Here is a 22,996-nt window from a genome sequence, read left to right as displayed (position 1 = left end):
TAGCACAGCATTTTGCTGTTTGTCTGAAAAAATTCAAAAAGATTTTTTTCAGACCCTTCGCAAACTTCTCCAACACATCGGCCGGTTCGTTTAGCGAAGCCTCGCATTCTACACAGAATTTTGAGCAGTTGGCAAGTGGTGAAGAATTTTTTTCTTCCCGGCTACCGAAGCTTTCGATCCGATCTGCCGGCCACCGCCGTTGCGAGGGAGCGGACTATAGCATCGTTTTTACGGGTTTCCCCCAAAATTCTTCGGCAGCAGCCAACATCCTGCCCTGCGCACCCTTCCCCTGGATAATTTGCGCCCTATGGCACTGATCACACTATTGAATGCGCAACTGGCCTTTGGCCATGTTGCCTTGCTGGACCACACCGATTTTTCCCTGGAAGGGGCCGAGCGCATCGGCCTGATCGGGCGCAACGGGGCGGGCAAGTCGTCCCTGTTAAAGATTCTGGGCGGTCTGACGCAGCCCGACGATGGGCTGCTGCAGCTGCAAAGCGGCATCCGCATTGCCTACGTGGCCCAGGAACCCGGTCTTGACCCTGACCAGACGGTATTCGAGGCCACGGCCCTGGGCCTGGCGGAGGCGACGGCTTTGCGCGAGCAGTATCTGGCGCACGCGCCGGGGGTCGATCTGGATGCCTTGCAGTCGCGGATTGAAGCCCTGGATGCCTGGAACTGGGAACAGCGCGTAGAAGAAACCCTGCAACGCCTGCATCTGGATGCCACTGCGCAGGTGGGCAGCCTGTCCGGCGGGACGAAGAAGCGCGTAGCGTTGGCCCAGGCACTGGTGGCCAAGCCGGAGGTGCTGCTGCTGGACGAGCCGACCAACCACCTGGACCTGGATTCGATTGCCTGGCTGGAGGATTTGCTGCTGGACTTCCGGGGCAGCGTGGTGACGATTACGCACGACCGGGCGTTTCTCGACCGCATTGCCACGCGCATCGTGGAGCTGGACCGGGGGCAGTTGCGTTCCTACCCCGGCAATTTCTCGCAGTATCAATTATTGAAGGCCGAGCAGCTCCAGCAGGAGGCCATCATCAACGCCAAGGCCGACAAGCTGCTGGCGCAGGAAGAAGTGTGGATCCGCAAGGGCGTGGAGGCACGGCGCACGCGCAGCGTCAGCCGGGTGGAGCGCCTGAAGGAGTTGCGGGCGAGCCGGGAGGCTCGGCGGACGGCCCTGGGCAACGTGCAGATGGACATTGCCTCCGGCAAGGAGGGCAGCTACCAGGGCAAGATCGTGGCCGAGCTGACGGGCGTCTCCAAGCAGTTTGGCCAGCGGCGCATCGTGCATAACTTCAGCGGCACGATTTTGCGCGGCGACAAGGTGGGGCTGCTGGGGCCGAATGGCGCGGGCAAAACCACGCTGCTGAAAATGATTCTGGGCGATCTGGCACCCGACAGCGGACAGGTGCGCCTGGGCAACAACCTGCAAGTGGCCTATTTCGACCAGATGCGGGCGCAGATCGATCTGGATGCGACGCTGGAGGATTTCATCAGCCCCGGCAGCGAGTGGATCGAGATCGGCAAGAACAAAAAGCATGTGAAAAGTTATTTGCAGGATTTTTTGTTCTCCCCGGCGCGGGCGCTGTCGCCGGTGCGTTCCCTGTCCGGGGGCGAGCGCAACCGTTTGCTGCTGGCGCGGCTGTTTGCCCGCCCGGCGAATGTGCTGGTGCTGGACGAGCCAACCAACGATCTGGACATCGACACGCTGGAGCTGCTGGAAGACCTGCTCCAGCAGTACGACGGCACGGTGTTCCTGGTCAGCCACGACCGGACGTTTCTGGACAACGTGGTCACCAGCATCATCGCTGCCGAAGGCGATGGCCTGTGGCGCGAGTACGAAGGCAGCGTGCAGGACTGGCTCACGCAATCGCAGCGCAGCCAGGCGCTGGCGGAGCAGGCCGGTAAAACCGCCAGCACCGCCACGGCCCCTGCATTGAAGGAAGAAAAGGCAGTCCCCCCGCCTGCCGCCGCAAATCCCACGAAACGCAAACTCAGCTACAAGGAGCAGCGCGAGCTGGAGCAGCTGCCCGCCCATATTGAAGCGCTGGAGGCCGAGCAGGCCAGCCTGCGTGCCGAATTGGCCGACCCGCAGATTTACGCCCAGGACAACGCCCGGGCGCTGGCCCTGCACGCCCGCGATGGCGAGATCGAGGAGGCGCTGATGGCGGCATTGGAGCGCTGGGAGCTGCTCTCCAATACATAACAGCCCGGCGGATTCAAGTCCGCAGGCTGTCCCCCAGCCCGATGCCGATGTCCCGGGCCATGACCAGCAGTTCGTGGTCCAGGGGCACTTTGCGCTGTACGTTGGCCACCTGGGCGATGGGTACGCTGCCGATCTGGCTGCCCTGCAACGTCACCATCTGGCCGAACTGCCCGGCCAGCACCAGTTGCGCCGCCTTGTGGCCGTAGCGCGAGGCCAGCACGCGATCGTAGGGCGTGGGGTCGCCGCCGCGCTGGACGTGGCCCAGGACGGTGGTGCGCACTTCGCTTTTCAGGTAGGGCTGCAATTGTTCGCGCAAGACGTGGCCGATGCCGCCCAGGCGCACCGGGTCGGGGCTGCCCTCGACGCGGGCCTGCACGGTCTGGCCGGTGCCGTTTTGCTTGGCTCCTTCGCCCACGCAGATGATGGTGTAGCGCTGGCGTTCCTCGCGCTGGCGGCACAGGGCGGCCACGGCCTGCACGTCGTAGTCGATTTCCGGCAGCAGGATGATGTCCGCACCGCCCGCCAGCCCGGCCTCCAGCGCCAGCCAGCCGGCGTGGCGGCCCATGGTTTCCACGATCATCACGCGGTGGTGGCTGTTGCCGGTGCTTTCGACGCGGCGCAGGGCATCGGTGGCGGTGGCCACGGCGGTGTCGAAGCCGAAGCTGCGCTCGCAATGGGCGATGTCGTTGTCGATGGTTTTGGGCACGCCCACGCACTGCATCCCGGTGGCCTGGGCCACGCCGTGCGCTAGGCTCATGGTGCCGTCGCCGCCGATGGCGATGACCACATCCAGCCCCAGCGCCTGTACGTTGGCCTGCACCCGGGCCAGTGTGGCCGCATCTTTCAGGGGGTTGGCGCTGTTGCTGGTGCCCAGAATGGTGCCGCCCCGGTGCAGGATGCCCGAGACGTCGCGCCAGCCCAGGGGCCGCACCTGCGGCTGCGCGGCCATCAGCCCTTCGAAGCCGTCGGCAATGCCCAGCACCTCGCACTGGCCATGGTGGATCAGCGATTTGGTCACGGCGCGGATGACTGCGTTCAGGCCGGGGCAGTCGCCGCCGCCCGTGAGAATGCCGACTTTCATGGTATCTCCTTTGAATTTAATAGCATTTTCCGCTTGATATACAAAGATTTCAGAATTATTTATATCTGAAATCATTTAAATACCAGCGGAAGCAGCATCTTTATTGATAGCTTGCATCCACGGGCACCGGCAGCAGGCGCAGCGCCTGCCGGTAGCGCTCGTCCTGCTGCAAGGCGGCCCAGTCCGGCGCCGGGGCAGACGGCAGCAGGCGGGCCATGCGCCGGGCGCTGCGGGCGTCAGGCTGCCAGCGCCCTGCGCCTTGCGCTGCCGCCAGGCCTGCCAGCAAGGCATCCACCGGCTGGCCGTCGCCCACGCTTTGATTGCACAGCAACACCGCATCGCAGCCTGCGTTCAGGGCCGCCAGGGCGGCGGCGGTGTAGCTGACGGGTTCGCCGTCGATCACGCGGGCGCCTTCCATGCTCAGGTCGTCGCTGAAGATCACGCCTTCAAAGCCGAGCTGGCCGCGCAGGATGTCTTGCAGCCAGCGGGCGCTGAAGCCGGCGGGGCGGCTGTCCACCTGGGGGTAGACGATGTGCGCGGGCATGACGCTGGTCAGCACCTGCGCCAGCCAGGGGTAGGGAGCGGCGTCGTCGGCCAGGATGGCTGGCAGGCTGCGCTCATCCACCGGCATGGCGACATGCGAATCGGCCTGGGCGTAGCCGTGGCCCGGAAAGTGCTTGCCGCAGTTGGCCATGCCCGCTTGCAGCAGGCCGTGCATCAGGCTTTGCGCCAGGCGGGTGACGGTTCGGGGATCGCGGCCAAAGCTGCGGTCGCCGATGATGCAGCTCTCGCCCCAATCCAGGTCGAGTACCGGGGTGAAACTCAGGTCCACGCCGCAGGCCCGCAGTTCGGCGGCCAGCACGTAGCCGCAGGCCAGCGCCGCCTGCTGGGCGCGTTCCGGGCTGGCCTGCGCCCACAATTGGCCGAGTACGCCCATGGCGGGCAGGTGGGTGAAGCCGTCGGTGCGAAAGCGCTGCACGCGCCCGCCTTCGTGATCGACGCAGATGAGCAGGTCGGGGCGCAGCGCCTTGATCTCGGCGCACAGGGCGGTGAGCTGGGCACGGTTCTGCCAGTTGCGGCCAAACAGAATCATGCCGCCGACCAGGGGGTGCGACAGGCGCTGGCGGTCGATGTCCGCAAGCTGGGTGCCAGCAATATCGATCACCAAAGGGGCGTGGACGGCGGGAACAAGGATGGGCATGTGAAAAGCATCCGTCAAAGACAAAGTCCGCAATGGTACGTCAGCCATCCCTTCGTGCCGCCGTTGTAAAGACTAGGCAAATTACAGAAGATAAGATTCATTTTCATTTAGATTGGATAGACTACGCGGTTCTGTTGTCGGGCTGCCCTGTCGGGGCCGTCTTCTTCCTTTTTCTTTCGCCTGCATGACTTCCCCTGCCTCTCCTGCCCGCGCCCGTTGGCTTACGACTTTGCACCAATGGCATTGGGTCAGCGCCGCCGTCAGTCTGGTGGCCATGCTGCTGTTTGCCATCACCGGTTTTACGCTGAACCACGCCGCCGACATCGAAGGCACGCCCCAGGTCACCCAGTTGCAGGCCCAGGTACCCGCTGCACTGCTGGCCGACCTGCCGGCCGACAACGCCCCCCTGCCACCGGCCCTGCGTGACTGGCTGGACACGGCCTGGCACATCTCCACGGGCGGGCGCGAAGCCGAGTTTTCCGAGGACGAGGTCTACCTCTCCCTGCCCCGCCCGGGCGGCGATGCCTGGCTGCGCATCAGCCTGCCCGATGGCGCGGCCGAGTACGAACGCACCGACCGGGGCTGGATTTCGTACCTGAACGACCTGCACAAGGGCCGCAACACCGGCGCGGCCTGGCGCTGGTTCATCGACATCTTTGCCGCCGCCTGCGTCCTGTTCTGCGCCACCGGCGTGGGCATCCTGTACCTGCACGCCAAAAATCGCCCCATGGCCTGGCCCGTCCTGGGCCTGGGGCTGCTGCTGCCGGCGCTGCTGGCCCTGTTGTTTGTCCATTGATTGAGAAGAAGGAAAGCGATTCGATGAAACCCCTGCACCTGCGCTTTGGCACGGCGGCCCTCGCCGCCGCCGGTTTTACCGCCCTGGGCACCCCGGCCCTGGCGGCCAGCTTGACGGTGGGCGTGGAAATCCCCCGCCTGCAAGTGGCCGAATACCACCGCCCCTACGTGGCCGTGTGGATCGAACGTGCCGACAACAGCGTGGCCAGCACCCTGGCCGTGTGGTACGACGTGAAGATGAAGAACGCCGAAGGCACCAAATGGCTCAAGGACATGCGCCAGTGGTGGCGGCGCACCGGCCGCGAGCTGGACGTGCCCATCGACGGCGTGACCAGCCCCACCCGCCCGGCCGGCAAGCACACGCTGGAGTTCACCGAAGGCAAGGCGCCCCTGTCCGCCCTGCCTGCGGGCGAATACAAGCTGGTGGTGGAAGCGGCCCGCGAAGTCGGCGGGCGCGAGCTGGTGAGCATCCCCTTCACCTGGCCTGCTGCCCAAGCTGCCAGCCTGCAAGCCCAGGGCAAGGCCGAGCTGGGTGCCATCACCCTGCAAGTCAAACCATAACCCCCCTTTTTTTCTGGAGTTCACGATGCACAAAAACCTCACCCGCCTGACTGCCGCCCTGGCCCTGGCTTGCGCCGCCACCCTGCCTGCCCAGGCGCACAACGCCTGGATGCTGCCCTCGACCACGGTGCTGTCCAAGGCCGACTGGATCACGGTCGATGCCGCCGTCTCCAACGACCTGTTCTTCTTCAACCACGTGCCGCTGAACGTGCAAGGCCTGCAGATCACCGCCCCCGACGGCAGCGCCGTGCAGCCGCAGAACCCGCACCAGGGCAAGCTGCGCAACGTGTTCGACCTGCACCTGGAGCAGCCCGGCACCTACCGCATCGCCACGGTGAGCAGCGGCCTGTTCGCCAGCTACAAGGACGCCAAGGGCCAGCCCAAGCGCTGGCGCGGCACTGCGGAGAAATTCGCCACTGAAGTGCCCGCCGATGCCCAGGAGCTGAAAGTCACCCAGTCCGCAGGCCGCATCGAAACCTTCGTCACCCTGGGCAAGCCCAGCGCGATTGCCGCCACCGGCCAGGGGCTGGAGCTGCTGCCCACCGAAGGCCAGCACCCCAACGATCTGGTCGCCGGTGAAACCACCCGCCTGCGCCTGACCGCCGATGGCCAACCTGCCGCCAACGTCACCGTCACCATCACCCCGGGCGGCTCGCGCTACCGCGACAGCGTCAACGAGATCGAAGTGACCACCGATGCCCAGGGCGTCTTCAGCGTCACCTGGCCCGCCGCTGGCGCCTACTGGCTGGAAGCCGAACACAAGGACGGCAAAACCAGCCTGCCCCAGGCCAAGGAACGCCGCCTGACCTACGCCGGTACGCTGGAAGTGCTGCCCTAATCAAAAAAGTGAGCTGCTGGCGTGCGCATTCATTATTCTTTAAATACTTTCAAGCTTGAAAACACCGACCAATCAGCGGGACAAGCTCCTGTTTTAAAGAAAAACATCAGCTTTGCGCACGCTACGCCCTCCTTCGCCGGCCAGCGCGTGCGTGCTGCCGACCCGGCCAGCCTGCACACGCTGGCCGGCACCAGCATGGGCACGCACTGGCGCGTGCGCGTGGACAACCCGCAGTACCTGCCGCTGGAAGCCATCCGCAGCGCCATCGAAGAGGCACTCGACGATGTCGTGCATCACATGAGCCACTGGGCGGCAGACTCCACCCTCACCCGCTTCAACCGCGCCGCCGCCGACACCTGGCACCCGCTGCCCGCCGCGCTGGATGCGGTCCTGCACGCCGGCCTGCACTGGGCCGGGCAAAGCGGCGGCGCCTTCGACCCCACCCTGGGCGCCCTGGTCGCCGCCTGGGGTTTTGGCCCGCACGCCCCACAACACCCTGCCGACTGGCGGCCCGCCAGCGCTGCCGCCATCGCCCAGGCGCAGGTATGCAGCGGCTGGCAGCGCCTGCAACACCACCCGCAGCGCGGCTGGCGCCAGCCCGGCGGCCTGCACCTGGATTTGAGCGGCATCGCCAAGGGCCATGCCGTCGATGCCGTGCTGCTGCGCCTGCACGCCCTGGGCCTGTCCAACGCCCTGGTGGAAATCGGCGGCGAACTGCGCGGCAGCGGCCAGCGCCCGGACGGCCAGCCCTGGCGCGTCGCCATCGCGCCCATCGCCGCCACCACTCCGACCACGGGCCAGATGCCCGATGCCCCCCCCAGTACCATCGCCCTGCGCGACTGCGCCATTGCCACGTCCGGCGACCTGTACCACCGCCACCAGTGGCAGGGGCGCAGCTATTCGCACACCCTCGACCCGCGCACCGGCACGCCGATCGACAACGACCTGTCCAGCGTCACCGTGCTGCACGCCGAATGCCTGCACGCCGATGCGCTGGCCACGCTGCTCACCGTCCTCGGCCCCGAGGCGGGCTGGGCCTTTGCCGAGGAACACGGCATCGCCGCCCTGCTGACCAGCCCCGCCGCCAACCGCTGCACCAGCGCCTGGAAGGCGCATCTTTCCACCCCGCATTGATTCATGGCCGACCTTCTCACCACCGACCCCACCCGCTGGGCCTGGGCGCTGGCCCTGCTGCTGGCCTACGCCCTGCTGTGCCTGGGCCTGTACCGCCAGCAGCGCCGCGCCCGCCGGCAAGCCCGGGAGCAGGCCGCCGCGCTGGCCAGCGGCGACCGTCCCATCCTCATCGCCTACGCCAGCCAGACCGGTCAGGCCCAGACGCTGGCCCGGCACTGCGCCGAACCACTGCACGCCGTCGGCTGGGCCGTGACGGTGCAGGCGCTGAACCAGACCACGTCCGCACAACTGCAGGCGGCCACGCACGCCATCTTCATCGCCAGCACCTATGGCGAGGGCGATGCGCCGGACAACGCCGCCCTGTTCCAGCGCCAGTGCATGACCCAGACTTTGGATTTATCCGCACTGCGCTATAGCCTGCTGGCCCTGGGCGACAGCCACTACGGCCAGTTCTGCGGCTTTGGCCGGGCGCTGGACGCCTGGCTGCAAGCCCGGCAGGCCCAGCCGCTGCACGAGCGCCTGGAGGCCGACCAGTCCGGCAACGCCGCAGCCACCCTGGCCCAATGGCAAGGCACACTGGCCGCTGCGCTGAACCTGGATGCCAGCACCCTTGCCAACGCCCCCGGCGCCCCCGCCCCCACCACCTGGACGCTGGTACAGCGCCAGCACCTGAACCCCGGCAGCCAGGGCGGTGCGGTCTACCACCTGGAATTGCAGGCCACCGACGCTGCCGCCGCCTGGGAATCCGGCGATCTGGTCGATCTGGTGCCTCCGCCAGCGGCAGAGGACGCGCAGAAGCCACCCGCGCCGCGCAGCTACTCCATCGCCTCCATCCCTGCCGATGGCGGCCTGCACCTGCTGGTGCGCCAAACATGGCGCGACGACGGCACGCCGGGGCGGGCCTCGCACTGGCTGACCGCCGATCTGGACGTGGGATCCACGCTCACCCTGCAACTGCGGGCCCACCCCGGCTTTCGGCTGGAGGACAACGCCCAGCGCCCCCTCATCCTCATCGGCAACGGCACCGGGCTGGCCGGGCTGCGTGCCCACCTGCGCAGCCGCGCTGCGCTGGGCCAGCACGCCAACTGGCTGATTGCCGGAGAGCGCCAGTCCGCCTACGACCAGCTCTACGGTGCAGAACTGCAAGCGTGGCAGGCCAGCGGCCATTTGCAGCGCCTGGACTGGGCTTTCTCGCGCGACGGCGAGCCCAAAACCTATGTGCAGGACAGGCTGCGCGAACACGCCGCCCTGCTGCGCCAGTGGGTCGAAACCGGCGGCGCAGCCCTGTACGTCTGCGGCAGCCTGCACGGCATGGCCGAGGGCGTGGACGCCGCCCTGCGCGAGATTCTGGGCAGCGCCGCCGTGGACGCTCTGGTACAGCAGGGCCGCTACCGGCGCGATGTGTATTAGCGTGTATTAGTCGCCCCGCCGCGTCGGCAGCGTGATGCTCACCAGGCAGGCAAAAATCAGCCCCACGCCCACCCAGCCCCAGGCGGGCAGACGTTCGCCCACGATCAGTCCGGCCAGGACGGCAGCCACCACCGGCTCCAGCAGCGTGATCGTGGTCGCCATGCTGGCCTGCACGCGGGCCAGCCCGTAACCAAAGCAGATATAGCCCAGAAACATCGGCACCAGCGCCATGTAAATGCCCACGGCGGCGTTGTTCCACGAGGCCAGGAACGGTGCGCCAGTGACGAACAGCACCGGCATCAGCAGCAGCCCGCCCAGGCCGAACATGGCCCCCATCGCCGCCCGCGCGGGCACCTGCCGCTGCATCAGCCGCCGCGCCGCCCAGGAGTAGAAGGCATAGGTCAGCCCCGCCAGCAGCCCCAGCAACACGCCAGTGAATACGTCCGGCGGCGGCGCGGCGCTGCCGTGGCTGCCGCCTTCGGCCAGCGTCAGCACGGCCATGCCCAGCAGGCCCAGGGCCGCGCCCACGGCCCAGCGCAGGCTGACGCGCAGGCCGTCCAGCAACATTTCGATCAGCGCCGACAGCAGCGGGGCCGAGCCGATGGACACCACCGTGCCCACCGTCACCCCCGCCAGCCGCATGGAGCCATAAAACGCCAGCGGATACACCGCCACCGCCAGCGCCCCCAGCAGCAGCCACAGCCACTGGCGGCGCAGCGCGGCCAGGCTGCGGACGATGGGCCGCACCGCCATGCCCGCTTGCAGCAGCCCGCCCACGCCCATCGCCGCCGCACCGATGGCCATGGCCCCGACTTCCGGCGCAAAAGTGGCGGAAACCCCCGTGGTGCCCCACAGCACGGAGGCGGCCACGATAGCCGCCACGCCCAGCAGGCTCTGCTGCCCGGCTGCGGCGCTCACAACGCCTCCAGCAAGGCGGCGGCGATGGGCCGCGCCTGGCGCATGCAGTCGCTGCGCCCTTCCAGCCCGGCGCGGGCCATCGCGCCTTCCAGCAAGAAGGCCAGGTGCCGCGCCGCTTGCGTCGCCTGCGCGGGCTGTTCGGGCAGCAGCGCCGTCACCTGCGCCAGCAGCAGGGCTTCGACTTCTTCCTTGTGCTGGCGCACGGCGGCGCGGCCCGCGTCGCCCACCTGCAATTCCGCCGCCGCATTCAGCAGACCGCAGCCGCGAAAGCCGCGCTCATAGGCATGTTCGGCATGGTCGGTGTAGGCATCGAACACCGCTAGCACCCGTTCCACAGGGGTAGCGGCCTGCGCCAGCCGCTGCGCGTACAGCCCCAGCCATTCGGCATGGCGCACTTGCAGATAGGCAGCGACCAGATCGGCTTTAGAGTCGAAATTGTTGTAAAGGCTTTTTTTCGCCACCCCGGCTTTTTTGACGATGGCGTCGATGCCGGTGGCGGCGATGCCGTCGTTGTAGAACAGCTTGGCGGCGGCATCGAGCAGCCGGTCGCGGGCGCTGCCGCTGGTGTATTCCTGGGTGCTGGCAGAAACCATGGGGTAAGTTTTTGTTACAAAGTAGGTAGACTAGTATACCTACTTTATCCATCACACCTCCCGCCGCTCCACCACGCAGAAGCTGGCGGCGTAGTCCGTCTCGTCGGTCACACTGATCCAGGCGTGCAGACCGCGTTTCTCCATCCACTCCCGCATCGGACCATGCAGCACGATGGTGGGCTGGCCGCTGGGTAGATTGGTGATTTCGCAGTTGCGCCACGTCATGGGCATGACCATGCCCAGGCCCACGGCCTTGCTGAAGGCTTCCTTGGCGGAAAAGCGCGTGGCCAGATAGCGCAGGCCGCGCTCGGGCCAGCGCTGGCTGCGGGCGTGCCAGATGGCCAGTTCCGTCTCGGTCAGCACTTTTTCGGCAAAACGCTCGCCATGGCGCTCGACGCTGGCGCGGATGCGACGTACATCGCAGATGTCGGTGCCTATGCCGTAGATCATAAATTCCTCAAAAACAAGAGCTGTTGTTTCAATACTCATGCGCGGTAGCGTCAGGTTCTGTTCATGGCCTGAACCGACTGCGCCGCACTCCGAACCGCCCTGGATAATAGGTCCCCGACCACCCGGGCCAGACGCTCCGATACCGTTTTGTGATCTGGCCCACAAGCCGTTTTTCCCACTGCCGGTGCTGGGCATACCCGGCTGGTACGCAGAAAATGCGAACTTTTATTTCTATGACGACTCTGTGGTCTTTCGCCCGGCACGGGTGGCTTGAAGTCCGGCAGGTGTCCCCTAGATAAGCTAGAGCCTATTGATTCCCCCGCTTTCCTCTTATGAAACGTATCGCCTTATTTTTATTGACCAACATCGCCGTGGTGGCGGTGCTGGGTATCACCGCCAGCCTGCTGGGGGTGAACCGCTTTTTAACGGCCAACGGCCTGAACCTGGGCGCCTTGCTCGGCTTTGCCTTCATCATGGGCTTTGGCGGCGCGATCATTTCGCTGCTGATGAGCAAACCCATGGCCAAGATGAGCATGGGCGTGCGCATCATCAACCAGCCCGGCAATGCCGACGAAGCCTGGATCGTGCAAACCGTCCACAACTTCGCCCTGAAGGCCGGTATCGGAATGCCCGAAGTGGGCATTTACGACGGTGCCCCCAACGCCTTTGCCACCGGCGCATTCAAGAACAATGCCCTGGTCGCCGTCTCCACCGGCCTGCTGCAAGGCATGACGCGCGAGGAAGTCGAGGCCGTGATCGGCCACGAAGTGGCCCACGTTGCCAACGGCGACATGGTCACCATGACGCTGATCCAGGGGGTGATGAACACCTTCGTCGTATTCCTCTCGCGCCTGATCGGCTACGCCATCGACAGCTTCTTGCGCAAGGGCGACGACCGCAGCAGCGGCCCCGGCATCGGCTACTACGTCTCGACGATCGTGCTGGACATCCTGCTGGGCTTTGTGGCGGCCATCATCGTTGCCTGGTTCTCGCGCCAGCGCGAATTCCGCGCCGATGCCGGTGCCGCCACCATGATGGGCAACAGCCTGCCCATGCAGCACGCCCTGGCCCGCCTGGGCGGGATGCACCCCGGCGAAATGCCCAAGAACATGGCCGCCATGGGCATTGCCGGGAGCATCGGCAAACTGTTCTCCACCCACCCGCCGATCGAGGAGCGCATCGCCGCCCTGCGTGCGCGGGGCTGATCTGCAAAACTTTACCTGCGCTTGAACGCAAATCGACACAGCCCGGTCAGCATATGACCGGGCTGTGTCGTTATAGGACACGGCACATCGCCCTCCGCCGCCGATCCATTTTTCAAGGAGTTCTGCCATGGCCACTTCATCCCTCTCGCTTGCCGCCCGCCTGGGCGCAGCCCTGGCGGCCGGGGCCGTGCTGGCCGGATGCGTGGTCGCTCCCGTCGAATCCAGCGGCCACGTGCGCCACGAAACCGTGATCTACACCCGCTACGGCTATCCGCCGCCACCGCGCGTGGAGCATCGCCCGCGCCCGCCAGGGCCGAATTACCGCTGGGAGCAAGGCAGTTGGCTCTGGAGCGGCCAGCGCTACCAATGGCAATCAGGCCGCTGGATGGCACCACCGCCCCCGCCGCCGCCCGTTGTGCGCCCCCCTGTCGTGCGCCCGCCCGTTCATCACGTTGCCCCCCCACCGCCACCTGCGGCACGCCCGCCCATCCATCACCCCAGGCCGCCCCACACCCGGCCCCCGGTTGCGCAGCCCAAGCCGCCGCAGGCCCGGCCCAAGCCCCCGCCGCGCAGCCAGGGCGAACGGCCCAGCCGCCCCGAGCCGCGTGAACGCGACCGGGACAACCACCGCGACAACAGCCCCGACAACCGCCGGGGCCGATAAGGCAACGCACCTGCGGCAAAAGAAAACGGCCTCCAGCGTGCTGCTGGAGGCCGTTGTGTTCAGGCTTGCTGCCAAACCCCAGGCGTTACATGAAGATATGTTCCGCCGCGTTGCCGCCGCCCAGGATGACGTAATTGACCTTGCGGATGTCCATCAGCTTCGTGCCCCCGGCGTAGCTGACCGAGCTTTGCAAATCCTGCTCGATCTCGATCAGCGTATCGGCCAGCCGGCCCTTGATGGGTTCCAGAATGCGCTTGCCTTCGACGTGCTTGTATTCGCCCTTGTTGAAGTCGCTGGCCGAGCCGTAATACTCCTTGAACAACTGCCCATCGACTTCCACGGTCTGCCCGGGCGATTCCTCGTGGCCCGCAAACAGCGAGCCGACCATCACCATGGTGGCGCCGAAACGGATGCTCTTGGCAATGTCGCCGTGGCTGCGGATGCCGCCATCGGCAATGATGGGCTTGGTCGCCACGCGGGCGCACCATTTCAGCGCCGAAAGCTGCCAGCCGCCCGTGCCGAAGCCGGTTTTCAGCTTGGTGATGCACACCTTGCCGGGGCCGATGCCGACCTTGGTCGCATCCGCGCCCCAGTTTTCCAGGTCGATCACCGCCTCGGGCGTGCCCACGTTGCCGGCGATGACGAAGGCGGCGGGAATTTTCGCCTTCAGGTAGGCGATCATCTTCTGCACGCTCTCGGCATGGCCGTGGGCGATGTCGATGGTGATGTATTCGGGGCACAGCCCCTCGGCCACGAAGCGATCGACCGTGGCGTAATCCGGCGCTTTCACCCCCAGCGAGATCGAGGCGAACAGCCCCGCGTCCTGCATGGCGCGGGTGAAGGCCACGTTGTCCACGTCGAAGCGGTGCATGACGTAGAAATAGCCATTGGCCGCCAGAAAGCGGCAGATGGACTCGTCCAGCACCGTTTTCATGTTCGCCGGCACCACCGGCAGCTTGAAGCGGCGTGCGCCCAGTTGCACGCTGGCGTCGCACTCCGAGCGGCTCTCTACCCGGCACTTGCGCGGCAGCAGCAGGATGTTGTCGTAGTCAAAAATTTCCATAAGGAATCCAAGCTCCAAAAATAAGGCAGCAGCAGGGGCATCCTGTGCGCTGGGGCGCTTGGCTTGGAAGGCTCGGCCATGCCTGCGCAGCCGTGAACCGTGCAGGCATAAAAAACCGCGCCGCAAGAAACTTGGGCCCGGTGCTTGATTGTACCGACCTGTATACCGACCTGCGCCCGGGCATTCGTGCCGGGCATCCCAAGGGCTTTGCCCGCCGCGCCAGGCACGGCGGGCCGGCTTTCTACAATCGCCGCCCATGACCGCCCAGAACCTGCCCGACCGCCCCGCCCACGACCTGCCCCTCCTGCATGGCCTGAATCCCGAACAGCTTGCCGCCGTCACCCTGCCGCAAGGCCACGCCCTGATTCTGGCGGGCGCCGGGTCGGGCAAGACGCGGGTGCTGACCACGCGCATCGCCTGGCTGCTGCACACCGGCCAGGCCAGCCCCGGCGGCATCATGGCCGTCACCTTCACCAACAAGGCCGCCAAGGAGATGCAGACGCGCCTGTCGGCCCTCCTGCCGATCAGCCTGCGCGGCATGTGGATGGGCACCTTCCACGGCCTGTGCAATCGCCTGCTGCGAGCGCACCACCAGGCGGCGGGGCTGCCCGCCACCTTCCAGATTCTGGATACGCAGGACCAGCTCTCGGCCATCAAGCGGCTGCGCAAGGCCTTCAACGTCGATGCCGAGCGCTACCCGCCCAAGCAGTTGGGCTGGTTCTTTGCCAGTTGCAAGGAGGACGGCCTGCGCCCCAAGGACGTGCCCGCACACGACCCGGACATGCTGAAAAAAGTGGAGCTGTACCAGCTCTACGAAGACCAGTGCCAGCGCGAAGGCGTGGTGGACTTTGCCGAGCTGCTGCTGCGCTCCTACGAGCTGCTGCGCGACCATCCCGCATTGCGCCAGCACTACCAGCAGCGCTTTCGCTACCTCCTGGTCGATGAGTTCCAGGACACCAACAAGCTGCAATACCAGTGGCTGAAACTGCTGGCGGGCGAGCAGGAAGGCGGGCGCATCGTCGGCAGCAGCAGCGTGCTGGCCGTGGGCGACGACGACCAGAGCATCTACGCTTTTCGCGGGGCGCGGGTGGGCAACATGCAGGACTTTCTGCGTGAATTTGCCGTGCCGCACCAGATCAAGCTGGAACGCAACTACCGCAGCCACGGCAACATCCTGGACTGCGCCAACGCGCTGATCGAACACAACAGCCAGCGCCTGGGCAAGAACCTGACCACCGACCAGGGCGCGGGCGAGCCGGTGCGCATCCACGAAGCGCCCACCGACCTGGACGAAGCCCGCTGGCTGGTCGAGGAAATCCAGGCGCTGACCCGCAACGACGGCTTTGCACGCCAGGAAATCGCCCTGCTCTACCGCAGCAACGCCCAAAGCCGCGTGCTGGAAAGCCGTTTGTTCAACGCCGGCATCCCCTACCGCGTGTATGGCGGCCTGCGCTTTTTCGAGCGGGCGGAAATCAAGCACGCCCTGGCCTACCTGCGCCTGCTGGAAAACCCGCAGGACGACACCAGCTTTCTGCGCGTGGTGAACTTCCCCACACGCGGCATCGGTGCCCGCAGCCTGGAAACCCTGCAGCAGGAAGCCGGGCAGGCCGGATGCAGCCTGATGGACGCCACCACCCTGGTCAGCGGCGCTGCCGGGGCCAAGCTGCGCAGCTTTCACGCCCTGCTGGACGTGATGCGCGAAGCCGTGGCGGGCCAGAGCCTGCGCCACACCATCGCCCACGTCCTGCACGCCAGCGGCCTGCAAGACCACTACCGCGCCGACAAGGAAGGCCAGGAGCGCCTGGAAAACCTGGACGAACTGATGAACGCCGCCGAAAGCTTCGTCCTGCAGGAAGGCTTCGGCAAGGACGCCGTGGCCCTGCCGCTGGATGAAACCGCAGCGGGGGCAGCAGGCGCCGCCCTCACGCAAAGCCCGGCCAGCCAGGGCATCGACCTGACCCAGCCGCTGCTCAACCGCCTTTTGCCGGATACGAATGCGGAAACCGGCGAAACCCTCTCGCCCCTGCAAGCCTTCCTCGTCCACGCCGCGCTGGAGGCGGGCGACAACCAGGCCCAGGCCGGGCAGGACGCGGTGCAGCTCATGACCGTCCACGCCAGCAAAGGGCTGGAGTTCGATGCCGTGTTCATCGTCGGCCTGGAAGAAGGGCTGTTCCCCCACGAAAACGCCCTGAGCGACAAGGGCGGCCTGGAGGAGGAACGTCGCCTGATGTACGTGGCCATCACCCGCGCCCGCCAGCGCCTGTACCTCAGCCACGCGCAAAGCCGCATGCTGCATGGCCGCACCAGCTTCAACCTGCCCAGCCGCTTCCTGGACGAACTGCCCGCCCCGTGCGTAAAAATCCTCGGCGCCCGGGGTTTTGCCAGCTTCAGTCCCAAAAAAGAAGCTGCTTCCGCTTATTCAACAGGGTTTTCAGATACTTTCAACCTTGAAAACCGCATGAAATCAGCAGAAGCAGCTCCTGTTTCCAATAAATCCCAACATGCCAGCGGCATTGCCAAAGGCTGCAAGGTGTTCCACGCCAAATTCGGCGAAGGCCGCGTGCTGTCCATCGAAGGCACCGGCGACGACGCCCGCGCCCAGGTGGACTTCCCGCGCCACGGCAGCAAATGGCTGGCGCTGGGCATTGCGAAGCTGACGGTGGTGGAGTAGTGGGGTAGGGCCGCACCATGATTTCCTCCACGCACGTCCACCCCGCCACCGCCCGCCTTGCCCCCATCCCCGCCAACCCGGACGGGCGCGACTTTGCCGTGGGCGACATCCACGGCTGCTTCACCGCGCTGCAACAGGCGCTGGCGCACATCGGCTTCGACCCGGCGCAAGACCGCCTGTTCGCCGTGGGCGATCTGGTCAATCGCGGGCCGGAATCGGCCCAGGTGCTGCACTGGCTGGCGCAACCGTGGTTCCACGCCATCAGCGGCAACCACGACTTCATGGCCTGGCGCTTCGCCCTGGGCCAGCCCTGCCCGCAGGTCGATGTGCTGGAACACGGCGGCGACTGGCTCACCACCACTGCCCCGGAACTGCTCGACGCCATCGCCCGGCAATTGCAGGCCCTGCCCCTGGCGATGGAAGTGGCCACGCCCGACGGCCCGGTCGGTTTGATTCATGCCGACTGCCCCAGCGACGATTGGCAGCAGCTACGCACGCACGACCTTTCGCCCAGCGACCAGGACTGCTGCCTGTGGTCGCGCCAGCGCTACCAGCGCCGCTACTCTGCCCCGGTGCGCAACGTCCGGGCCGTCGTCCACGGGCACATGACCGTGCCCACCATGCAGACGCTGGGCAACGTGTTCTTCATCGACACCGGCGGCTGGCGCACCGGCCAGGGGCACTTCACCTTTTTGAATCTGCACACCCTGCAAGCCCTGCGCGGCCCCGGCCCGACAGCCCATGCCGTGCAGCGGCGTTACCGCTGAAACGAAAAAGCCTGCTATCCACGAGATAGCAGGCTTCTGATGCAGTTGGTAGGGCGTGGCGGACTTGAACCGACGACCAAGGGATTATGAGTTCGTCGCCAACGTGCTATGCCTAGGAAAACCAAGCATAGGAGAGCGTAAGCTACAGAACAAAAAAGTAAACTGCGACAGTAGTTTAGCGCAGCTTGACGAAGGTGGGAAAAACTAAGCTCTGTACCGCTGGAGTACCGGGTTGATTAGTTCAGGTAGTCGACGATCTCCTAAGACCACGGTCTGTACGGCGATCTCGTCTGGCCGGACCGGGACATAGGGAGAAGGCGAATGGGTAAGAAGAAGCGCAACAAGCCATTTCGAGCGCCGGCGATGAAGCCGCAACTGCCGGTTGAAATTCAGCGGGCTATGGACGAACGGCGGAAGATGTTTGAGCAGGCCTTCCAGACATCCTGCGGCCGCGTGCACGCGGTCCTCACGCGGTTCCATCCTGGTGATGCGCTCGCGGCGGTCAACATCTCGGACCTCTGGCAGCCGAATCGCGCGAGCCAGGTCAAGCACCAGCTGGCCTTCAGCCTGCTGGTGTCCACGCCGGCCGATAGCTTCACAGCCGACCGCATGGCCACCTACGAAGACTTCGCAGGGTTCTGCAGCGCACTGATCGAGGCCTTGCCGGACTTTCCCACGTTGGAGGACTACGTGCCGGAGGCAGATTGGGGCGAGGTGAAGGTCCTCCTCGGGCAGGAGTCGGTTGCCATCCTGTACGGTGGTCCCGTGCAACGCATCGTCGACTACATAGAAGCATTCCGCATCTGCCATGGGAATGGCACCCAGGCCGTAGTCGATCTAGAGCGCTCGATCCGGTTGCAGGGCGAGCTCCTGCGGCAGGTGCCACGGAATGGCGACGATCGAGTGGACGAATCGAGTCCCGGAAACATCGAGGTGCCGCCCTCATCTTTTTGGGAAGTTGTCATGCCTGCATTGACGCAACTGTCGGCGGTCGAGCAGCTTCGGGCTGAGTACGTCGCGGAGTTGGGACAACCTGCGTCTTGGAAGGATGCGAGCGGCTTCGGCGACGCGGTGATGACTGGCGCGGCGCTGCCTTGGCTGGCAGTCCGAATCGACGGGGCGCTGCGTGCGATGTCCCTGCGCAACGCGACATCCGTCGTGATTGACGCCTGGGCCAAAGCTGCGCTGGATGCACCGGTCCGGGTCGCCGCGCGATTGGGGACCTACTTGGCGAAGCGGATCGAGGCCCGCTCATGTCTGACCGGACCGCTGCAACTGCGGTCGCGCGGCGAGCGCGTGCCGCTGGCCATCGCAGCCGTCCTCGTCCACGATCCGCACTACTTCCTGGTTGTGCCGGTGCCGCCAGGCCAACTGGCCCAGGCCGGCAAGGCCGTGACGGCGATGCGCCGTGTCATGCGGGACGCGGACTGGGGCTTACAGGTCATCGGGACCTCCGACGGCTTCCAGCTTCGCGATGCGCGAGGCACGGTGCCTGGGCCTACGGCCGTGAAGATCATTCTGGTGAACACGCCGGTTTCCACCGGACTTTCGGCAATCAAGGTGCCAAGTACCCACGCGCGCCTGATAAGCCTGGTGGATGCGTGCACGATTTTTGATTCGATCGAATCGGTGAATGAACTGGCGCGGTTTTGGAACTACGTGGACGGTCTGCGCGAATTCGGCGGCAGTCCGTTCAGCGATCTGGGTGATCTGTTCGGGTCGTTCCGTGATGTCCATGCCCAGATTGTTGAAGGCGCTGTGACCCCGAACTTTCTGGGCTTGGATCCCCATTGGGGGGCGTCTTGGCGCTATGGACAGCTCAAGGCGTTCTGGCAGCGAGCACCGCTCGTCTTCCCGGACGAAGCCAGTGCTTGGGAGACACATGAGCGCGAAGGTGTGAGTTCGCTGACTCGGGTCACCGCTAAGAATGCTCCCAAACTGGCATGGTCGTCAGTGATCGGGACATGCACCCTGCATTTCATCCTCGATGTCGACGCGGTCGGTTTGGATCCGCGGGATGGTTCGCTGCTTGAACTCTTCGTGCATTGCGCCGCCGACAGCATCGCCGAGCGGGCGTCGATCATCTCGCCGTTCCTGCAGCTTCCCTTTCGGCGGGTCAATCTGCATTGCTTCAGTGCGCCCCACCTGTTGGCATCCGCCGCGGACGAACAGACTCAGCAGGCGGTGGTCATGCCCCTGGTCACGGCATGGGACGAGAGGCCGCGTAGCGGCTCGCACAGCTATCAGGCGCAGCTCACGGTCAATCTGGCGAAGCTGGTAGAAGACCTGGAGGATGCCGAAGATGCGCGTTTCGAGGTCGCTTGTGCAGTAGCGGTCGTAGAGCGCTTGTTCGCGGCGCTGGGCGACCCGATGCCGCCCGAGTTGCGAGAAGCTCTGGCGGGCACGGCTGGCCGCCTACCGCGCTTCACCCTAGGCCGCATGCAGCGCATGGTGGACGTGCCGGACTTCACTCAGCCGCAAGTGCCCAGGCCCGAGGACTACAAGGTGGCCCGGCGTGACCTGGCCATCCTGCTGAAGGCGCAAGGAGTGACCCCGGGAACGTACACGCTTGCGGCTGCCAAGGCGCTGATCAACCCGGCCCGTGCGGCTTACCGGGACGCGGTACACCAGCGCATTCGCGCGCTGGACCGCGAAAGCCTGCTGCGGTATTGCGTTGAGCAATACGACGCGTTGATCGCTTCCTATGATCGTGATGAGTTGCGGATCAAGCAGAGCCTTCGCCACGAGGTGGACTACGACCGGGAGCAATCCCTGGCCGAAGCCCACGAGAAGTTTGTCCGCGAGAGCAGGAACTACCGGTACCTGTTGGAAAGCGCGCTGGTTCTGACCTCGCCACAGGCTTCGCCGGCGCGTGCCGAGACGGTTCTTTCCATCCAGGCCATGGTTGACTGGCTGTTCGTTCTGTACGGCGCCAGTGATGTGCTGCACAACGGCATCGACGTGGGCGGCCTGCGGGTGGATGATCAGTACGTCCCGGAAGTCTTCTACTCAGAGGTGCGTGATGCGCAGGAAGAGATGTTTGGGCGGGAGATGGCGGCCCTGCGGCTGGGTGTCAACGTTGCGGAGGAAGACAAGATCACCACGGCGCTGTCGATGCAGGAATACATAGCGGTGCTGGACGCGGCCTTCGCGAAAGACCTTCGATTCACCTACTCGCACATGCTGCAAGTACTCTCCACTCTCACCCTGTGGGTGTCGGCCGGCGGCGCTCAGGCGCTGGCTTGCGGCTACGTCAGCGACCGGCAAACCATGGCGGAGCGGGCAGTGGCTGCCCACCCCGACTTGCCGTTGGACTCCGCATTGGCGGTGATCGAGTTCCTCCTGCTCGCTCCTGACCAAGCCTGGCGCCTGATCGGCAAGGATGTCGTGGAAGACGATGTCCCGGTCTGGGAGCATTCCAAGCGCGGCAGCCGCCACACCATCCGACCACTGATCACGCTGCCGGATGGCCGCGTGCTGTGGGGGGCGGCGGCGGTGGGGCGGGCGAAGCGCATCTGGACGGGATCGATCTCGGCAGGCTATCTGCCGGCCGACTACCCCTGGCCGGCGGTGCGGTCGGCGGTAGGTCAACTCAAGAAGGAACTGGAAGATGGCTTGGAGGATCGCGCGCACGAAGTCTGTGCCCGCGCCATGCCTCACGCCATAAAGGGGATCGACTTCAAGGATCGGTTTCCGAAGCTGCAGTTTCCGGACGTGGGGGACTTCGACGTACTAGCGTACCGGCCGGAGGAGAACCAGTGGCTGACGGCCGAGTGCAAATACAACCAACCGGCGTTCTGCCTGAAGGACACACGCCGGCTGCGGGATCGGATTTTCGGGGGCGGCAGCGAGCTCGGCCAACTGCGGAAGATCGAACGGCGGCGCGACTTCCTCACCCAGAACGCGGACACGCTGCGGACCTTGCTCGGCTGGCCGGCGCCCGCAGACAAACCGTTCTCGCTGACGGAGCTCTACGTGTCCAAGGACATGCACTTTTGGCTGCGGTTTCCTCCATATGAGGTACCCACGCGCTTTGTGCAGATTGACACTTTGGACGCCTGGCTGCGATCTCCCGCAGCACCGCGTGGCATCGTCGATGCCGATCAGGCGGATCTTGGAGGCCAGCCCAGCGTGACCGGCCGCGAGGCTAGGCGAGCGTGACAAGGCGCAGCACCTTCGTCGCCACCTTGTACTCCAGAGCAGCCGTCATCCGTTCGGGGTAGCCTCCCGCGCGGGGGAATTCCAACATGATGTTGAAGAAGCTGCCCTGGTAATCGGGCTCGTTCCGCCAGTCGATGTTGTAGAGATAGTTCGACCGCATTTTTGCGCCAATGGCGGCTTCCAGCTCCGCCTTGGTCAGCTGCGCCAGGCCGGCGTTCTGCAACTTGCCCAGCTTCTTCGTTCTCAGGTACTTGTCGAACTTGTCGTCTTCGATCACCACGGTGAATTCGCTGAGCGGGGCGACTGCTTCCGACATCGCCCGCAGCGCGATCTCCAGGTCGTCGTCCGAGTTCTGCAACAGCATGCGTTCCGGTTTGTAGGACAGGAAGGCGCTGAAATACATCGACTGAAGGCTGCGGATCTGCAGGCCGAGTGCGGTGTAGTCGTGCATATGCAGGTTGCAGTTCTCGCGGTTGTCGCGGTCGTCCTCGTGGCCAAGGATCACAATGCCTGCGTGCTTGATCGCCAGGTTCACCAGATGCATGGTGACGAAGGTCTTGGCCAGGCTGGCATACGTGCAGGGCACATAGCCCAGATAGCCTGGATGCGCCTGCAAGCCCGTGTGGAGGGTGTTCAGCGCCTCTTCGGAGAGGTTGTTTACGTAGAGGACGTAGCAAAAGCATGGGTGCTTGAAGGCCAAGTCTTTGGCAATCACGGCAGTCTCCCCAAGCAGCCTGCGAGCGATCTCATCCTTGTTGTCCACCAGCTCGCCGCCCAGAACGCTGTGCGTGGTCTTGCTCGGAACCAACTTGAACAAGGCGTCGGCGGCATCCACGCCGGGAATGCGCTCGGGGTCGCATCGGTGCTCGTCGAACATGAATGCCGCTTCCTGCTTGCCGGGCTGGGGGGTCAACGCCGATCTCAGCGCCTCGTAGCAAATCCCCTTGGCTTGCAGGATGTCCAGGCAATCGCGATGGAATCGCTGGATCTCCCGGAAGGTACGGGCGTCCGACCAAGAAAAGTACTCCCGCATGGCCGGGAGCATTACGTTCCCGCGGGCGTTCAGGGTGTGGATGCTGGGCATATCTACAGCTTTGCTTTTGCGGTCATCGCGGCCGTAGGAAAGACAACTCTACAAGGGGTATGTTCTTAGATGTTCAGTCCCGGCATTTGATGGATAGGATTGATCGTGAAGCGTTCGGGCTCATCTGTCCACTGCTTGCAGATGAATTCGTAAGGTGTCAGGCCCTTGAGCGTCTTGAGTCGGCGGCCGAA

At 65.2% G+C, this 22,996-nt stretch carries 19 protein-coding genes and 2 pseudogenes; 13 read left to right on the top strand and 8 right to left on the bottom strand.

Going from position 1 to position 22,996, the window contains the following annotated elements; all coding sequences use genetic code 11:
* Together ACFO3A_RS15370 and ACFO3A_RS15365 are read left to right on the top strand one after the other, a co-directional pair.
* The coding region (locus tag ACFO3A_RS15370) for a hypothetical protein (protein WP_377728188.1) at nucleotides 1-317 on the top strand (317 nt) is incomplete at its 5' end.
* Nucleotides 308-2,209, top strand: a complete 1,902-nt coding sequence (locus tag ACFO3A_RS15365; protein ID WP_377728187.1) for an ATP-binding cassette domain-containing protein — start codon at nucleotides 308-310, stop codon at nucleotides 2,207-2,209. The genes ACFO3A_RS15370 and ACFO3A_RS15365, both read left to right, overlap by 10 nt.
* A gap of 13 nt (nucleotides 2,210-2,222) precedes the next feature.
* On the opposite strand, the gene ACFO3A_RS15360 is transcribed toward ACFO3A_RS15365, so the two are convergent.
* Nucleotides 2,223-3,290 carry a 6-phosphofructokinase gene (locus ACFO3A_RS15360; RefSeq protein ID WP_377728186.1) on the bottom strand — a complete coding sequence of 356 codons (1,068 nt, stop codon included), beginning with the start codon at nucleotides 3,288-3,290 and terminating at the stop codon, nucleotides 2,223-2,225.
* A gap of 100 nt (nucleotides 3,291-3,390) precedes the next feature.
* Nucleotides 3,391-4,491 (bottom strand): beta-N-acetylhexosaminidase, encoded by a 1,101-nt coding sequence (gene nagZ / locus ACFO3A_RS15355; protein WP_377728185.1) that lies wholly within the window; start codon nucleotides 4,489-4,491, stop codon nucleotides 3,391-3,393.
* A gap of 184 nt (nucleotides 4,492-4,675) precedes the next feature.
* Here nagZ and ACFO3A_RS15350 point away from each other — a divergent pair, with 184 nt between their 5' ends.
* The 5 genes from ACFO3A_RS15350 (at nucleotide 4,676) to ACFO3A_RS15330 (ending at nucleotide 9,229) form a co-directional block, all read left to right on the top strand.
* Nucleotides 4,676-5,287: a PepSY-associated TM helix domain-containing protein gene (locus tag ACFO3A_RS15350; protein WP_377728183.1), complete on the top strand. Its 612-nt coding sequence runs from the start codon at nucleotides 4,676-4,678 to the stop codon at nucleotides 5,285-5,287.
* A 23-nt stretch (nucleotides 5,288-5,310) separates the two neighbouring features.
* Complete coding sequence (locus tag ACFO3A_RS15345) at nucleotides 5,311-5,847, top strand: DUF2271 domain-containing protein (RefSeq protein WP_377728181.1); 537 nt, start codon at nucleotides 5,311-5,313, stop codon at nucleotides 5,845-5,847.
* A 25-nt stretch (nucleotides 5,848-5,872) separates the two neighbouring features.
* Nucleotides 5,873-6,685: a DUF4198 domain-containing protein gene (locus tag ACFO3A_RS15340; RefSeq protein ID WP_377728179.1), complete on the top strand. Its 813-nt coding sequence runs from the start codon at nucleotides 5,873-5,875 to the stop codon at nucleotides 6,683-6,685.
* A 147-nt stretch (nucleotides 6,686-6,832) separates the two neighbouring features.
* Nucleotides 6,833-7,819: an FAD:protein FMN transferase gene (locus tag ACFO3A_RS15335; RefSeq protein ID WP_377728177.1), complete on the top strand. Its 987-nt coding sequence runs from the start codon at nucleotides 6,833-6,835 to the stop codon at nucleotides 7,817-7,819.
* A gap of 3 nt (nucleotides 7,820-7,822) precedes the next feature.
* Entirely contained in the window at nucleotides 7,823-9,229 is a 1,407-nt protein-coding gene (locus tag ACFO3A_RS15330; RefSeq protein WP_377728175.1) for a sulfite reductase subunit alpha, read from the top strand.
* Nucleotides 9,230-9,235: 6 nt separating this feature from the next.
* Here the strand turns inward: ACFO3A_RS15330 and ACFO3A_RS15325 are convergent, their stop codons facing one another.
* The 3 genes from ACFO3A_RS15325 to acpS are packed head-to-tail and all read right to left on the bottom strand — an operon-like array spanning nucleotide 9,236 to nucleotide 11,190.
* Nucleotides 9,236-10,147: a DMT family transporter gene (locus ACFO3A_RS15325; RefSeq protein ID WP_377728173.1), complete on the bottom strand. Its 912-nt coding sequence runs from the start codon at nucleotides 10,145-10,147 to the stop codon at nucleotides 9,236-9,238.
* Complete coding sequence (locus ACFO3A_RS15320; protein ID WP_377728171.1) at nucleotides 10,144-10,740, bottom strand: TetR/AcrR family transcriptional regulator; 597 nt, start codon at nucleotides 10,738-10,740, stop codon at nucleotides 10,144-10,146. The genes ACFO3A_RS15325 and ACFO3A_RS15320 overlap by 4 nt, the downstream gene beginning before the upstream one ends.
* A gap of 51 nt (nucleotides 10,741-10,791) precedes the next feature.
* Nucleotides 10,792-11,190, bottom strand: a complete 399-nt coding sequence (gene acpS / locus ACFO3A_RS15315) for a holo-ACP synthase (protein ID WP_377728169.1) — start codon at nucleotides 11,188-11,190, stop codon at nucleotides 10,792-10,794.
* Between the two features lie 154 nt (nucleotides 11,191-11,344).
* Here acpS and ACFO3A_RS15310 point away from each other — a divergent pair.
* The 3 genes and pseudogenes from ACFO3A_RS15310 to ACFO3A_RS15300 all read left to right on the top strand — a co-directional run.
* A pseudogene (locus ACFO3A_RS15310) lies at nucleotides 11,345-11,464 on the top strand (DUF3025 domain-containing protein); the annotation flags it as partial.
* 58 nt (nucleotides 11,465-11,522) lie between these two features.
* Nucleotides 11,523-12,395, top strand: a complete 873-nt coding sequence (htpX, locus tag ACFO3A_RS15305; protein WP_377728167.1) for a protease HtpX — start codon at nucleotides 11,523-11,525, stop codon at nucleotides 12,393-12,395.
* Between the two features lie 127 nt (nucleotides 12,396-12,522).
* Nucleotides 12,523-13,059: a hypothetical protein gene (locus ACFO3A_RS15300; RefSeq protein WP_377728165.1), complete on the top strand. Its 537-nt coding sequence runs from the start codon at nucleotides 12,523-12,525 to the stop codon at nucleotides 13,057-13,059.
* An 85-nt stretch (nucleotides 13,060-13,144) separates the two neighbouring features.
* On the opposite strand, the gene ACFO3A_RS15295 is transcribed toward ACFO3A_RS15300, so the two are convergent.
* Entirely contained in the window at nucleotides 13,145-14,122 is a 978-nt protein-coding gene (locus ACFO3A_RS15295) for a GMP reductase (RefSeq protein WP_377728163.1), read from the bottom strand.
* A gap of 256 nt (nucleotides 14,123-14,378) precedes the next feature.
* Between ACFO3A_RS15295 and ACFO3A_RS15290 the strand changes: the two genes are divergently transcribed.
* From ACFO3A_RS15290 to ACFO3A_RS15280, 3 genes are all read left to right on the top strand, one after another.
* A complete protein-coding gene (locus ACFO3A_RS15290; protein WP_377728161.1) occupies nucleotides 14,379-16,793 on the top strand; it encodes a UvrD-helicase domain-containing protein in 2,415 nt (804 codons plus the stop codon).
* Between the two features lie 17 nt (nucleotides 16,794-16,810).
* Entirely contained in the window at nucleotides 16,811-17,560 is a 750-nt protein-coding gene (locus ACFO3A_RS15285; RefSeq protein ID WP_377728159.1) for a metallophosphoesterase, read from the top strand.
* A 321-nt stretch (nucleotides 17,561-17,881) separates the two neighbouring features.
* Nucleotides 17,882-21,721, top strand: coding sequence for a hypothetical protein (locus tag ACFO3A_RS15280; protein ID WP_377728157.1), 3,840 nt, complete (start codon nucleotides 17,882-17,884; stop codon nucleotides 21,719-21,721).
* Here the strand turns inward: ACFO3A_RS15280 and ACFO3A_RS15275 are convergent.
* Entirely contained in the window at nucleotides 21,708-22,805 is a 1,098-nt protein-coding gene (locus ACFO3A_RS15275) for a hypothetical protein (protein WP_377728155.1), read from the bottom strand. The two genes, ACFO3A_RS15280 and ACFO3A_RS15275, sit on opposite strands and share 14 nt — an antisense overlap.
* A 65-nt stretch (nucleotides 22,806-22,870) precedes the next feature.
* A pseudogene (locus ACFO3A_RS15270) lies at nucleotides 22,871-22,996 on the bottom strand (IS481 family transposase); the annotation flags it as partial.

Origin of the sequence: Comamonas nitrativorans (assembly GCF_042654765.1) — a bacterium.
GTDB classification, from domain to species: domain Bacteria; phylum Pseudomonadota; class Gammaproteobacteria; order Burkholderiales; family Burkholderiaceae_C; genus Comamonas; species Comamonas nitrativorans.
The sequence above is the reverse complement of the archived record's forward strand: the minus strand, read 5'-3'. Positions and strand labels throughout refer to the sequence as shown.

Bases quoted from the DNA above. Each gene is read 5' to 3' on its own strand.
- ACFO3A_RS15365 (WP_377728187.1), top strand. From the start codon at position 308: ATGGCACTGATCACACTATTGAATGCGCAACTGGCCTTTGGCCATGTT.
- ACFO3A_RS15360 (WP_377728186.1), bottom strand. From the start codon at position 3,290: ATGAAAGTCGGCATTCTCACGGGCGGCGGCGACTGCCCCGGCCTGAAC.
- nagZ (WP_377728185.1), bottom strand. From the start codon at position 4,491: ATGCCCATCCTTGTTCCCGCCGTCCACGCCCCTTTGGTGATCGATATT.
- ACFO3A_RS15350 (WP_377728183.1), top strand. From the start codon at position 4,676: ATGACTTCCCCTGCCTCTCCTGCCCGCGCCCGTTGGCTTACGACTTTG.
- ACFO3A_RS15345 (WP_377728181.1), top strand. From the start codon at position 5,311: ATGAAACCCCTGCACCTGCGCTTTGGCACGGCGGCCCTCGCCGCCGCC.
- ACFO3A_RS15340 (WP_377728179.1), top strand. From the start codon at position 5,873: ATGCACAAAAACCTCACCCGCCTGACTGCCGCCCTGGCCCTGGCTTGC.
- ACFO3A_RS15330 (WP_377728175.1), top strand. From the start codon at position 7,823: ATGGCCGACCTTCTCACCACCGACCCCACCCGCTGGGCCTGGGCGCTG.
- ACFO3A_RS15320 (WP_377728171.1), bottom strand. From the start codon at position 10,740: ATGGTTTCTGCCAGCACCCAGGAATACACCAGCGGCAGCGCCCGCGAC.
- acpS (WP_377728169.1), bottom strand. From the start codon at position 11,190: ATGATCTACGGCATAGGCACCGACATCTGCGATGTACGTCGCATCCGC.
- htpX (WP_377728167.1), top strand. From the start codon at position 11,523: ATGAAACGTATCGCCTTATTTTTATTGACCAACATCGCCGTGGTGGCG.
- ACFO3A_RS15300 (WP_377728165.1), top strand. From the start codon at position 12,523: ATGGCCACTTCATCCCTCTCGCTTGCCGCCCGCCTGGGCGCAGCCCTG.
- ACFO3A_RS15295 (WP_377728163.1), bottom strand. From the start codon at position 14,122: ATGGAAATTTTTGACTACGACAACATCCTGCTGCTGCCGCGCAAGTGC.
- ACFO3A_RS15290 (WP_377728161.1), top strand. From the start codon at position 14,379: ATGACCGCCCAGAACCTGCCCGACCGCCCCGCCCACGACCTGCCCCTC.
- ACFO3A_RS15285 (WP_377728159.1), top strand. From the start codon at position 16,811: ATGATTTCCTCCACGCACGTCCACCCCGCCACCGCCCGCCTTGCCCCC.
- ACFO3A_RS15280 (WP_377728157.1), top strand. From the start codon at position 17,882: ATGGGTAAGAAGAAGCGCAACAAGCCATTTCGAGCGCCGGCGATGAAG.
- ACFO3A_RS15275 (WP_377728155.1), bottom strand. From the start codon at position 22,805: ATGCCCAGCATCCACACCCTGAACGCCCGCGGGAACGTAATGCTCCCG.